Origin of the sequence: Planotetraspora mira (genome assembly GCF_016863275.1) — a bacterium.
Taxonomy (GTDB): Bacteria; Actinomycetota; Actinomycetes; order Streptosporangiales; family Streptosporangiaceae; genus Planotetraspora; species Planotetraspora mira.
In genome coordinates this window covers 558,317-570,654 of record NZ_BOOO01000004.1, presented here as the reverse complement: position 1 = coordinate 570,654, position 12,338 = coordinate 558,317, and the positions used below count along the sequence as shown (strand labels likewise).

The 12,338-nt window shown below is 69.2% G+C and carries 10 protein-coding genes; all 10 read left to right on the top strand.

Annotated features, from left to right (window positions below):
- The first annotated feature begins 187 nt into the window (after window positions 1–187).
- Window positions 188–1,471, top strand: coding sequence for a bifunctional folylpolyglutamate synthase/dihydrofolate synthase (locus Pmi06nite_RS06120; RefSeq protein ID WP_203951876.1), 1,284 nt, complete (start codon window positions 188–190; stop codon window positions 1,469–1,471).
- Window positions 1,472–1,503: 32 nt separating this feature from the next.
- Window positions 1,504–1,842: a DUF4233 domain-containing protein gene (locus tag Pmi06nite_RS06115; RefSeq protein WP_203951812.1), complete on the top strand. Its 339-nt coding sequence runs from the start codon at window positions 1,504–1,506 to the stop codon at window positions 1,840–1,842.
- Between the two features lie 11 nt (window positions 1,843–1,853).
- On the top strand, window positions 1,854–3,467 hold the full coding sequence (locus Pmi06nite_RS06110; protein ID WP_203951811.1) for a hypothetical protein: 1,614 nt from the start codon (window positions 1,854–1,856) through the stop codon (window positions 3,465–3,467).
- 162 nt (window positions 3,468–3,629) lie between these two features.
- The gene (gene ndk, locus Pmi06nite_RS06105) at window positions 3,630–4,040 is read left to right on the top strand and encodes a nucleoside-diphosphate kinase (RefSeq protein ID WP_203951810.1); all 411 of its coding nucleotides are present in this window, start codon (window positions 3,630–3,632) and stop codon (window positions 4,038–4,040) included.
- Between the two features lie 194 nt (window positions 4,041–4,234).
- The gene (locus Pmi06nite_RS06100) at window positions 4,235–5,266 is read left to right on the top strand and encodes a rod shape-determining protein (protein WP_203884163.1); all 1,032 of its coding nucleotides are present in this window, start codon (window positions 4,235–4,237) and stop codon (window positions 5,264–5,266) included.
- A gap of 10 nt (window positions 5,267–5,276) precedes the next feature.
- Window positions 5,277–6,443: a rod shape-determining protein MreC gene (gene mreC, locus Pmi06nite_RS06095; protein ID WP_203951809.1), complete on the top strand. Its 1,167-nt coding sequence runs from the start codon at window positions 5,277–5,279 to the stop codon at window positions 6,441–6,443.
- Between the two features lie 5 nt (window positions 6,444–6,448).
- Window positions 6,449–6,964, top strand: a complete 516-nt coding sequence (gene mreD / locus Pmi06nite_RS06090; protein WP_203951808.1) for a rod shape-determining protein MreD — start codon at window positions 6,449–6,451, stop codon at window positions 6,962–6,964.
- Window positions 6,961–9,024 carry a penicillin-binding protein 2 gene (gene mrdA / locus Pmi06nite_RS06085; protein WP_203951807.1) on the top strand — a complete coding sequence of 688 codons (2,064 nt, stop codon included), beginning with the start codon at window positions 6,961–6,963 and terminating at the stop codon, window positions 9,022–9,024. Before mreD ends, mrdA begins: the two co-directional genes overlap by 4 nt.
- 9 nt (window positions 9,025–9,033) lie before the next feature.
- Window positions 9,034–10,203, top strand: coding sequence for a rod shape-determining protein RodA (gene rodA / locus Pmi06nite_RS06080; protein ID WP_203951806.1), 1,170 nt, complete (start codon window positions 9,034–9,036; stop codon window positions 10,201–10,203).
- Window positions 10,204–10,281: 78 nt separating this feature from the next.
- Window positions 10,282–12,204 carry a TIGR03960 family B12-binding radical SAM protein gene (locus tag Pmi06nite_RS06075; protein WP_203951805.1) on the top strand — a complete coding sequence of 641 codons (1,923 nt, stop codon included), beginning with the start codon at window positions 10,282–10,284 and terminating at the stop codon, window positions 12,202–12,204.
- The last annotated feature ends 134 nt before the right edge of the window (window positions 12,205–12,338 follow it).

Sequence of the window (12,338 nt, the reverse complement as noted above, 5' to 3'; positions counted from 1 at the left end):
TTTTAAGGGAGGGGCCACCCCGTCAGGGGCGGCCCCTCCTTTTTTTGTTTTCCCCCGCGGGACCACACATCCCCCCGGATATACCGCAATAGCCGGCGAGCGCCCGGAGACGCGGGTCGGGAGTCGCACCATGGTGATCTGCCCGTAGGCTGACAACGTGGAATACCGTGCCGTCGAGCAAGCGATCATGGATAGAGGAGTCGAGTGGGACTTCGATCCCACCCTCGACCGGGTCAGGGCCCTGATGGAGCTCCTCGGCGACCCTCAGAAATCCTTCCCCGTCATCCATATCGCCGGGACCAACGGCAAGACGAGCACCGCGCGGATGACGGAGGCGCTGCTCCGGGCGCGTAATCTCCGGGTCGGCCGCTACACGAGCCCGCACCTGACCTCCATCAGGGAGCGCATCTCCGTCGACGGCGAACCGCTGTCCGAGGAGCGCTTCACCGAGGTCTACCTGGACATCGCCCCGTACCTGGAGATCATCGACGCCAAGACCGGCAGGCTCAGCTTCTTCGAGGTCCTGACCGCCATGGCGTTCGCGGCTTTCGCGGACGCCCCCGTGGACATCGCCGTCATCGAGACGGGCATGGGCGGCACCTGGGACGCCACGAACATCGCGGACGGGACCGTCGCCGTCATCACCCCGATCTCGCTGGACCACACCGAATATTTGGGCCCGGACGTCGAGACGATCGCCGGGGAGAAGGCCGGCATCATCAAGCCGGGAGCGACGGTCGTACTCGGGCAGCAGCCCCTCCCCGCGGCCGAAGTGCTCATGCGGCGGGTCGCCGAGGTGGGCGCCACGGTGGCCAGGGAGGGCCTGGAATTCGGCGTCCTGCACCGGGAGCTGGGCATGGGCGGGCAGTTGCTTCAGCTCAGGGGCCTCAACGGGGTCTACGAAGACGTCTTCCTCCCGCTGTACGGCGAGCACCAGGCGAGCAACGCCGCTACGGCGCTCGCCGCGGTCGAGGCGCTGTCCGGCGCAGGCGACCCGCTCGGGGACGACCTGGTCAAGCAGGGGTTCGCCGAGGCCACGAGCCCGGGACGGCTGGAGATCGTCAAGCGTGGCCCGACGGTGGTTCTCGACGCCGCGCACAACCCCGGCGGCATGGAGGCCACCGTTGACGGCCTGACCGAGTCGTTCGGGTTCACCCGGCTCGTGGCCGTCGTCGCGATGATGGCGGACAAGGACATCGACACCATCCTCGAACTGCTGGAGCCGGTCGCCGAAGAACTGGTGGTGACGCGGAATTCCTCACCTCGGTCGATGGAGCCGGAGGAACTGGCGGCCAGAGCCGAGAGCGTGTTCGGCCCCGACCGGGTCCATGTGGCCGAGCGTCTCGACGACGCCATCGACATCGCCGTCGGGCTCGCGGACCAGGGTGACGAGTTCGGCTCCGGCGTTCTGATCACGGGATCCGTCGTCACGGCGGGCGACGCCCGCGTGCTTCTGAAAGGCGGCAAGTGATCGCGGAGCAGCCGGCGACGAAGGAGGGCCGCATGTTCGAGGTGACACCCGGCATGCGGCGGCTCGGTTCGAGCGTGCTCGGCATGGAGGCCATCGTCGTCGCGCTCACCACGCCGGTCGCCATCGTCATCAACCACGTACAGCCGGCGCTCGCGGTGACGGTCGGCATCGGCCTGGCCGTACTGTGCGTGGTCGTCGCGGGCATGCTCAAGCGTCCCTCCGCCTACCTGGCCGGCAGCGTCATCCAGGTCCTGGCCATCGCGACAGGCTTCCTGGTCCCCGTGATGTTCTTCCTCGGGGTGATCTTCGCGGCCCTGTGGATAACTGCCATATTCGTCGCTCGCCGTGTCGAGGGGACGACTAAGCGCTAAAGTCGGCAACCATGGCCGTCCCTCCCGTTCCGCAGGCTCGGACCGCTGTCATGGTCAAAGCCGTCCGCGTCCCTGTCTTCCTCGACGTCGTCGTCGGGCTGCTGACCGCGGTCGCGCTGCCCCTGGCGGTCGTCGCCATCCCCAACACCATCTCGATCGTGGCCGCGCTGCTGCCGCCGGACATCCCGCCCGTGTCGATGATGCGGGCGCACGGTCTGGCGCTGCCGGCGATGTTGCTGACGGTCCCGCTCGCGGCGATCGCCGTCCGGCGGTTCCGCACGGCGCCGGTGCTGGTCGCCGGGCTCACGCTGCTGGCGCTGGCCGACGTCGCCGGCGGCTACGCGGAGTCGACCTGGCTGGTCGGCGTCCTGCGGGTGCTCCACGGGATCGGTGCGGGCATGCTGGTGCCCGGCACGCTCGCGGCCGTCCTCGAGCGACCGCGGAAGAACGTCCTGCTGCCCATCTGGGCGGGCATGCTCGCGGCGAGCCTGCTCTCGGCGCAGGCCCTGGCCCTGTGGCCACTCGACAAGGTCGAGTCGTGGCGGGTGACCCTTCAGCCGTATCCCCTGTTGACAGGGATCGCGCTGGCCCTCGCCGCCGCCTATCTCGTGCTCTGGCTGATCGGGGGCGACGCCGAGCGCGCCTCCGGGTCGTCCGACGCCACGGAGGCATCCGCCGACCATGACGCGGAGATCACCACCTCGTCCGCGGCCGCGCAGGGGGAGGTCACGGGGAACCGGTCCACGCGCGCGGAGCGGGTCAGGCTCGCACGTACGGCCGTGCCCTCCGCGGGCATCGCCGTCCTGGCGATCGGCATGACGTTCGACTGGTCGCCGAACCTGGTCGTTATCGCGGCGGCCCTGGCGCTGGTCGTGATGCTGGGGCTCGTCGCGACCGGGACGTTCGACGAGCCGGGCGGGCGGACGCTGGCCTTCACCAACGTGGCGGTCGGGCTGGTCGTCCTGCCGACGGCGGCGCAGACCACCTATCTCGAGTTGGGCGGGGTCGGCGGGCCGGGCCTGTCCGGGATCTGGCTGCCGTTCGTGCTGGCGGCCGTGGCCGCCGTGCTGGCCGCCCTCCTGGCCGCACGCGCCCCGCTGTCGATGGTCTTCCGGCTCACCAACGGCGGTCTGGCCGTCGTCGTGGCCGGGCTCTGCGCGATCAGGCTGCTCGTCCCGCAGCCGTACGGTCCGCCGCTCGTGGTGCCGTTCGTCCTACTCGCCGTCGGAGCCGCCGTCGCGCTGGTCAGCGCGCTCAGGCTCGCAGGTCAGGGGTCCGCCCTCCTCGGCCTGTCGCTGTGCGTCCCCGCCGTCATGGCGGGCTTCCTCCTCGGCTCGGGGATCCAGTTCCTCCTCCTCCAGGAGGTCAGCCGTTCCGCCGATCCCAGCCAGCAGGCCGTCCTCGGCGGGTTCGTCGACGCCCTCCACACCGGGGCGCTGGCCGGTGGCTTCGTCGTGGTGGTCATCATCGTGCTCGCGTCCGTCCTGGCACGCCGGGACGCGGCCTCCGGCGCGGCCTTCGCCGACGGCGGTGCCGTACGGGGCGAACAGGTGGTGATCCCGGCTCCGACGCCTTCGCCCGAGGGGGAGGACGGCGCGACCGGAGAGCCGCTTACGGACCGGTAAGCTGCCGTTGCGCCGGCTCTGCCGTAGCACTGAGGCCTCGGAGAACACGGCCGCCGGGAGATCCGGAGGTCCGAACGCGGGACATCCGCGGCCGAGGCCGTCTGTGCGACCGCGCGACCCTGCGCAGCCATGTCACCGAGCATTTGAACGAGGAGAGAATCCGTGTCCGAGCGTACGCTTGTCCTGATCAAGCCGGACGGTGTCCGTCGTGGCCTCATCGGCGACGTCATCGGCCGCATCGAGCGCAAGGGCCTCACGATCGTGGCGATGGACCTGCGCACGCTCGACGCCGAGACGGCCAAGGCCCACTACGCCGAGCACTCCGAGCGCCCGTTCTTCGGGGAGCTGGTCACCTTCATCACGTCCGCGCCGCTGGTCGCGCTCGTCGTGGAGGGTCCGCGGGCGGTCGAGGCGTTCCGTGCGCTCGCCGGCCTGACCGACCCGGTGAAGTCGCCTCCCGGGACCATCCGCGGCGATCACGCTCTGGAGATCGGGGAGAACATCGTGCACGGCTCCGATTCGCCGGAGTCCGCGGCCCGTGAGATCAAGATCTTCTTTCCGGACCGTTTCTAGTCCTTGCCCCGCCTGAGGCCCCGGCCAAACCGGGGCCTCAGGTGTTTTCCAAGGTGGTGGCACATCCCTGGCCCGGGAAGCGCAGATTTTCCCCGTGCCTGATAGCTCGATGTGCCCAGTCATGGGTACATCGCGTTACGATTCGAGTGCGATGCGTTATCCCGCCAACCACCTGAAGGAAGGCTTCCTTCCGCATGGGCAGCAAGCTGACATTCCTGGGCCGTGACATGGCGGTTGACCTTGGCACGGCGAACACCCTGGTCTACGTGCGAGGGCGCGGAATCGTGCTCAACGAGCCGTCCGTCGTCGCCATCAACGTCACCACCGGCAAGATCGTGGCGGTCGGGATCGAAGCGAAGCGGATGATCGGGCGCACGCCCGGCAACATCGTCGCCATCCGTCCACTGAGGGACGGGGTCATCGCGGACTTCGACGTGACCGAACGCATGCTGAGGTACTTCATCCAGAAAGTCCACAAGCGCCGGCACTTCGTCCGGCCCCGCATCATCGTGGCGGTTCCCAGTGGCATCACGGGAGTCGAGCAGCGCGCGGTGAAGGAAGCGGGATATCAAGCAGGGGCACGGCGGGTCTACATCATCGAGGAGCCCATGGCGGCCGCGATCGGTGCCGGCCTGCCCGTCCACGAGCCCACCGGCAACATGGTGGTGGACATCGGGGGCGGCACCACCGAGGTGGCGATCATCTCCATGGGCGGCATCGTCACGAGCCAGTCGATCCGCGTCGCGGGCGACGAACTCGACGACGCCGTCATGTCCTTCGCGAAGAAGGAGTACTCCCTGATGCTGGGGGAGCGCACGGCGGAGGAAGTGAAGATCGCAATAGGTTCCGCGTACGCGCTGGGCGAGGATTTCCACGCCGAGATCCGCGGCAGGGACCTGGTGACCGGGCTTCCGAAGACGGTCGTCATCTCGGCCGAGGAGATCCGCAGGGCGACCGCCGAGCCGGTCAACGTGATCGTCGACGCGGTCAAGTCCACGCTGGACAAATGCCCACCGGAGCTCTCCGGTGACCTCATGGACAGAGGCATCGCCCTGACGGGCGGCGGCGCCCTGCTCAGGGGCATGGTCGATCGGCTCAGGGAGGAGACCGGCATGCCGGTCCACCTCGCTGACAACGCGCTCGATTCGGTCGCGCTCGGCTCCGGAAGGTGTGTGGAGGACTTCGAGGCGCTCCAACAGGTCCTCGTCCAGGAGCCCCGCAACTAAGGAGCCGTTCATGAGAGACACCCGCCGCGCCCGTCTCGTGATCGGAGTCCTTCTGGCGGCCGCGTTGATCCTCATCACTGTGGATCACCGGGCCGCCAACGGGACCCTCCTGGCTCCAGTGCGCGACGTAGCGTCCTCGGTGTTCGGGAGCGTCGAAGGGGCCACTGCGACCGTCACCAGGCCGATCACCGGCTTCTTCAAGACGATCAGCAACGCGCCGGGCGCAGAGCGGGCCATCACCGCGCTCCGCAAGGAGAACGCACAACTGAAGAGCGACCTGGACGCGCAGCGCCTGAACCGGGATCGGGTCATGAAACTCGACCGGATGCTCGGGCTGGCGGGTCTCGGCCGCTACCGGATCGTGCCCGCCCAGGTCGTCGCCCGCCGTGCCTCGCCCGGCTTCGAGGACGCCGTCGAGATCGACATCGGCACCGGCGACGGTGTGCGGACCGACATGACGGTGCTCAGCGGTGAGGGCCTGGTCGGTCGCGTCGTCCACGCGGGCCCGAGCACGTCGACCGTCGTCCTGCTGACCGACCCCGCCCTGGCGGCGGGCGCCCGGATGGAGGGCGGCAACGAACTCGGTGTCGTGAACGGCCTCGGGGAGGCCGGAGGCAACGACAACCTCATCAAGTTCCGGATGCTCGACTCTTCGTCGCCGGTGCAGGTGGGGCGCAGAATCGTCTCCTTCGGCTCCCAGGGAAGCGCGCCGTACGTGCCGGGTGTGCCGATCGGGGTGATCGAGCGGGTGGACACCACGCCCGGGGAGCTCACCAGGACCGCCTATGCCCGGCCGTTCGCGGACTTCTCGTCGATCGACGTCGTGGGAGTGGTGACCGAGGCGCCCAAGCGTGACCCGCGTGACTCGGTGCTGCCGCCGGTTCCCAAGCCCGCGGTCTCGCGCCAGGCGAAGGCCGTCGAGAGGCCCGGACTGCTGCCCGCGCCGAGGCCGGTCGAGACGCGTCAGGCCGAGACGCGTGAGACCGATCGGACGGTGGAGCAGCCGGCCGCGGCGGCCCCGGGCGCGAACGCGCGTCCGCTGGAGTCCGAACCGCCGAGGTCGGGGCACGAACCGCGGGAAGAGACCCGTCTCGCGCCGTCGCCCACGCCGGAGCGTGCTGCGCCGAGAGAACCGGGACAAGCGGGGGATCAGCGGAGACAGGACAGGGGGGCCTGATCCTGATGTTTCGCAACCTCGTCGCGGCCTTGCTCATCCTCGCCGCTCTGGTTCTTCAGGTCGGCCTGGTGAACAGGGTGTCGCCCAGGATCGCGCCTGACCTGGTGCTTCTCGTGGTCCTCAGCCTGGCGGCGCTGCGCGGGGCGGCCGTGCCGGGGGCGGTGATCGGCTTCTGCGGTGGTCTCGCCTACGACCTCCTGCCGCCTTCGGACCATGCGCTCGGACAGTGGGCGCTGGTGATGTGCGTCCTGGGATTCCTGGCGGGCCGGGCCGGCGGGCAGTTGCCCCTGCTCGTCGTGATGTTGTGCGCGGTCATCGCTCCCGGCCTCGCGGCCGGGATCGGCGCGTTGCTCGGCGATCCGGGCGTGACCTGGTCAGTCCTCAGGACGGCGTGGCTCTGGGTCGGCCTGTGCAATCTCGTGTTCGCCCCCGTGGTGCTCTGGGCGGTGTCGGCGCTTCAGCCCAAGCGGAGGGCCAGAGGGTCGGAGTTCGTGACGAGCTACAGACGGGGGACGGCATGACACGGTTGAGGGGGCGACTCTTCGTCCTGCAGGTGCTCGTCGTCGCACTGCTCGTGGTGCTGGTCGTGCGCCTCTGGCAGGTCCAGATGGTGCAGGGCAAGCAGTTCGTGGCGGTGGCCACGGAGACACGCACCCGGGAGGTGCGCGTACCCGCCCTCAGGGGGGCGATCCTCGACTCGACCGGTCACCCGCTCGTCCGCAACCGTCCCAGCCTGGTCGTCTCGATCGACCCGGCCAGGTTCGAGCGGATGCCCGACGGCGGCGACTCCGTGCTCAGGAAACTGTCCGCGGTTCTCGGGGTGCAGTTCCAGGCGCTGAAGCAGCGGATCCGCCCCTGCGGGCCCGGGATCTCACGGCCGTGCTGGCCGGGCTCGCCGTATCAGCCGACTCCTGTCGCCGACCACGTCACCAGCCGCCAGGCGCTGCAGATCCTGGAGCGTCAGGAGGACTTCCCCGGCGTCACCGCGGAGATCCAGGCGGTTCGCAACTACCCGTACGGCAAGAACGCGGCGCAGTTGCTCGGCTACCTCCAGCCGGTCACGAAGGAGGAGTTGGAGCGGCGCGAGGGACTCAAGGCCAGTTACTCGGGCGTCGACCTGATGGGCCGCGACGGGCTCGAGGCGGAGTACGACGCCGCGCTCAGAGGCCAGCCCGGTGTGCGCCGGGTCCAGGTCGACCGCATGGGCAAGACCATCGCGGTGCAGCAGCAGGCGGCGCCGACTCCGGGCAACATCCTGATCACCAGCATCGACGCCAAGGTCCAGGCGATCGTCGAGAAGGCGGTCTCCGACGCGATGCGGGACAACCCCCAAGCCGACAGCGCCGCGGGCGTGGTGCTCGACGTCAAGACCGGCCGGGTCATCGCGATGGCCAGCAGGCCCACCTATGACCCCTCGGTCTGGACGGGCGGCATCGCCGAGAAGGACTACAGGCACCTGCTGTCCGACAAGTCCGGCAAGCCGCTGGTGTCGCGGGCGATCAAGGGCACGTACGCCCCCGGATCGACTTTCAAGATCAGCTCGGTCGCGGCCATGGTCGCGGACGGCCAGCCGTTGCACGGCACCTACGAGTGCCCGAGCGCGTACAACGTCGAGGGCCGGGCGTTCCCCAACGCCGGTGGGATGAGCCTGGGCTCCATCTCGCTGCACACGGCGCTGGTGAAGTCGTGCGACACGGTCTTCTACCGCGCCGGATATGAGGAGTGGCTGCGCGACGGAGGCAAGACGGCCAAGTCGAAGGTCAAGGAGCCCATGTCGAACATGGCGCGCTCCTTCGGCTTCGGCAAGCTCACGGGCATCGACCTGCCGGGCGAGTCGGCGGGCCTGATCCCCAACCGCGCCTGGAAGCGCGACCTGTGGAACGCCACCAAGGACCAGATGTGCCGGCGAGCCAAGACCGGCTACCCGGAGATCAAGGACGAGGCCCGAGCGGCGTTCTCCAAGCGCCTGGCCAACGAGAACTGCCTCGAGGGCTACATGCTCCACGCCTACGAGGCGGCCAACTTCTCCATCGGCCAGGGCGACGTGCAGGTCACCCCGCTCCAACTCGCCCGGGCGTACGCCGCCCTGGTGGGTGACGGGAAGCTGCGCAGCCCGCGGCTCGGCTGGGCGCTGGTCAAGCCTGACGGCACGCTCGTCAAGGAGATCCCGGTGCCCGTGGTCGGCAAGCTGCCGATCAACACCGAGACCCGCGACTACATCCGCAAGGCGCTCAGCGAGGTGCCCTCGGACGGCACGGCGGCGGGCGCGTTCGCCGGGTTCCCGATGGGCGTGGTGAAGATCGGCGGCAAGACCGGTACGGCGGAGGTCTTCGGCAAGGCCGACACCTCGTGGTTCGCCTCGTTCGCCCCCGCCGACAACCCGCGCTTCGTGGCCGTCGTGCTGGTCTCGCAGGGTGGATTCGGCGCTTCGGCGGCGGCTCCCGCCGTCCGGCAGATCTGGGAGGGGATCTTCGGACTCGGCAAGGGTGACGACGGCAAGGCGGTCAAGGCGGCGCTCCCCGATGGGAAGCCCGCGAGCCGTCTCCCGGTGATCAGGCCTGACGGGACTGTGGGCCGGTGAGGCGGCGCCATGCCTGAGGCGCTCAGGGTCGGGAGACGGTCCCTCGTCAAGCGCACGGTCGGCCAGGGTTCGCCGATCTGGCGGATGGACGGCGTGCTCTTCGCGGCGATGATCGCCCTCAGCGTCATCGGGACGCTGCTGGTGTGGTCCTCCACCCGGACCTGGATCTCCAACGAACCGACCGCGCTGGCCAAGAAGCACGTGCTCAACCTGTGCGTGGGCCTGGTGCTCTATTTCGTGATCGCGATGGCCGACTATCGCTGGCTGCGGACCTACGCGCCGATCGTGTACGGCGTCGCGATCCTGATGCTCCTGCTCGTCATCACGCCCATGGGGTCGACGATCAACGGCCACCATTCGTGGATCATGGTCGGGGGCGGCTTCGCCGTACAGCCGGCGGAGCTGGTGAAACCGGCGCTGATCGTCTTCATGGCCCGGCTACTCGCGCGCCACCTCCAGGGGAAGAAGAAGGACCGGCCGCGGCCGCTCGACGTGGCGCTGTGCCTCGCCGCCGCGGGCGTCGCGGCGGCCCTGGTCATGCTTCAGCCCGACCTCGGCACCACGATGGTCCTCATGGTGATCACCGGGGGGGTCATCGTGTTCGCGGGGCTGCGCAAGCGCTGGATCGCCCTGGCGCTGGTCCTGGCCGTCGCCTGCGGGTCGGCGGTGTGGTCGCTCGGGCTCATGAAGCCCTACCAGGTGGCCCGGTTCACCGCTCTGATCAACCCGGCGAGCGACCCCCGCGGCGTCGGCTACAACAGCACCCAGGCACTGGTCGCGATCGGGTCGGGCGAGCTGTTCGGCAAGGGCCTGTTCCACGGCGGGCAGACCACCGGGCGTTTCGTGCCGGAACAGCACACCGACTTCATCTTCACGGTAGCGGGCGAGGAGTTCGGCTTCGTGGGGACGGTCACGGTGGTGGCGCTGCTCGGGGTGGTCCTGATGCGCGGCCTGCGGATCGCGCGGATGTGCGAGGACCGCTTCGGCGCCCTGGTCGCGGGCGGGATCGTCACCTGGATGGGCTTCCAGACCCTGGTGAACGTCGGCATGACCATCGGCATCATGCCGATCACCGGCGTGCCCCTGCCGTTCGTGTCGTACGGAGGTACGGCCGCGTTCGCCAACATGGCCTCGCTCGGCATCCTCCAGGCGATCCACATCCGGGAGAGATGGACCTGACGGCGGCCCGGCACGCTTCCGGGCCGTCGTAGTCGGCGACCGATCTGGGGTGCCTTCTGGAGCCGATACCCTGGACGCATGTCTGTCGAGTCATTGTTTCCTCGCCTGGAAGCGCTCCTGCCCAAGGTGCAGAAGCCGATCCAGTACGTCGGGGGTGAGCTCAACTCGACGGTCAAGGACTGGGACGAGGCGACCGTCCGCTGGGCGCTGATGTACCCGGACGCCTACGAGGTCGGCCTGCCCAACCAGGGCGTGCAGATCCTCTACGAGATCCTCAACGAGCTGCCCGAGACGATGGCCGAGCGCACCTACGCGGTCTGGCCCGATCTCGAGGCGCTGATGAGGTCGGAGGGCGTCCCCCAGTTCACCGTCGACGCGCACCGGCCGGTGCGCGCCTTCGACGTCCTCGGGGTGTCGTTCTCCACCGAGCTGGGTTACACCAACCTGCTGACGGCCCTGGATCTGGCGGGTATCCCGCTGGACGCGGTGGCCCGGACCGATGACGACCCGATCGTCCTGGCCGGGGGCCACGCCGCCTTCAACCCCGAACCGATCGCCGACTTCCTCGACGCCGCCGTCCTCGGCGACGGAGAGCAGATCGCCATCGCGATCTCCGAGGTCATCCGCGAGTGGAAGGGCGAGGGCGCCCCCGGCGGCCGCGACGAGCTGCTCATGCGCCTCGCCTCCACGGGAGGCGTCTACGTCCCGAAGTTCTACGACGTCGAGTACCACCCGGACGGCCGCATCAAGCGCGTCGCCCCCAACCGTTCCGGCGTCCCCTCCCGTGTCTTCAAGCACACGGTGATGGACCTGGACGAGTGGCCCTATCCGAAGAAGCCGCTGGTCCCGCTCGCCGAGACCGTCCACGAGCGGTTCAGCGTGGAGATCTTCCGCGGCTGCACCCGCGGCTGCCGCTTCTGCCAGGCGGGGATGATCACCCGTCCGGTCCGGGAGCGGTCGATCACCACGATCGGCGACATGGTCGAGGCCGGCCTCAAGGAGTCCGGCTTCAGCGAGGTCGGCCTGCTGTCGTTGTCCAGCGCCGACCACTCGGAGATCGGCGAGGTCGCGAAGGGCCTCGCCGACCGGTACGAAGGCACCCAGACGGGTCTTTCGCTGCCTTCCACGCGGGTGGACGCGTTCAACATCGATCTCGCGAACGAGTTCTCCCGCAACGGCCGCAGGTCGGGGCTCACCTTCGCTCCCGAGGGCGGCTCCGAGCGCATGCGCAAGGTGATCAACAAGATGGTCACCGAGGAGGATCTGATCCGCACCGTCACCACGGCCTACAGCCAGGGGTGGCGGCAGGTGAAGCTCTACTTCATGTGCGGCCTGCCGACCGAGGAGGACATCGACGTCCTCGGCATCGCCGACCTGGCCAAGAAGGTCATCAAGGCGGGGCGTGAGGCGACCGGTTCGCGGGACGTGCGCTGCACCGTGTCCATCGGCGGGTTCGTGCCGAAGCCGCACACCCCGTTCCAGTGGGCCGCCCAGTGCGACCACGAGACGGTCGACCGCCGCCTGCGCGAGCTCCGCAACTCCCTGCGGGGCGACAAGGAGTACGGCAAGGCGATCGGATACCGCTACCACGACGGCAAGCCGTCGATCGTGGAGGGCCTGCTGTCGCGCGGCGACCGCCGCGTCGGCTCGGTCATCCGGGCGGTCTGGGAGGACGGCGGCCGGTTCGACGGCTGGAGCGAGCACTTCTCCTACGAGCGCTGGATGACCGCCGCGGAACGGGTGTTCTCCGGCGGCTCGGTGGACGTCGACTGGTACACCACGCGGGAGCGCGAAGAGCACGAGGTGCTCCCCTGGGACCACCTCGACGCCGGTCTCGACCGCGAGTGGCTGTGGCAGGACTGGCAGGACGCCGTGAGCGACGTCGAGGTCGAGGACTGCCGCTGGACGCCCTGCTACGACTGCGGCGTCTGTCCCACCATGGGGACGGAGATCCAGATCGGGCCGACCGGCAAGAAACTGCTCCCGCTCACCGTGGTCTGAGGCGTCCTGGGCCGGAATGCGGCCCTTCGCGACCCTGCGGGGAGGCTCTCCCGCAACACCACAGGCCGTTCCAGCACCTGGAGCGGCCTATCCTGAAATTCGATGGACCGAGATTCGGAAGGACGGCGGAACTC

Excerpts from the sequence above, each read along its gene's own strand:
- mrdA (WP_203951807.1), top strand. The coding sequence starts at position 6,961 with ATGACACGGTTGAGGGGGCGACTCTTCGTCCTGCAGGTGCTCGTCGTC.
- Pmi06nite_RS06110 (WP_203951811.1), top strand. The coding sequence starts at position 1,854 with ATGGCCGTCCCTCCCGTTCCGCAGGCTCGGACCGCTGTCATGGTCAAA.
- mreC (WP_203951809.1), top strand. The coding sequence starts at position 5,277 with ATGAGAGACACCCGCCGCGCCCGTCTCGTGATCGGAGTCCTTCTGGCG.
- rodA (WP_203951806.1), top strand. The coding sequence starts at position 9,034 with ATGCCTGAGGCGCTCAGGGTCGGGAGACGGTCCCTCGTCAAGCGCACG.
- Pmi06nite_RS06115 (WP_203951812.1), top strand. The coding sequence starts at position 1,504 with ATGTTCGAGGTGACACCCGGCATGCGGCGGCTCGGTTCGAGCGTGCTC.
- Pmi06nite_RS06075 (WP_203951805.1), top strand. The coding sequence starts at position 10,282 with ATGTCTGTCGAGTCATTGTTTCCTCGCCTGGAAGCGCTCCTGCCCAAG.
- Pmi06nite_RS06100 (WP_203884163.1), top strand. The coding sequence starts at position 4,235 with ATGGGCAGCAAGCTGACATTCCTGGGCCGTGACATGGCGGTTGACCTT.
- mreD (WP_203951808.1), top strand. The coding sequence starts at position 6,449 with ATGTTTCGCAACCTCGTCGCGGCCTTGCTCATCCTCGCCGCTCTGGTT.
- Pmi06nite_RS06120 (WP_203951876.1), top strand. The coding sequence starts at position 188 with ATGGATAGAGGAGTCGAGTGGGACTTCGATCCCACCCTCGACCGGGTC.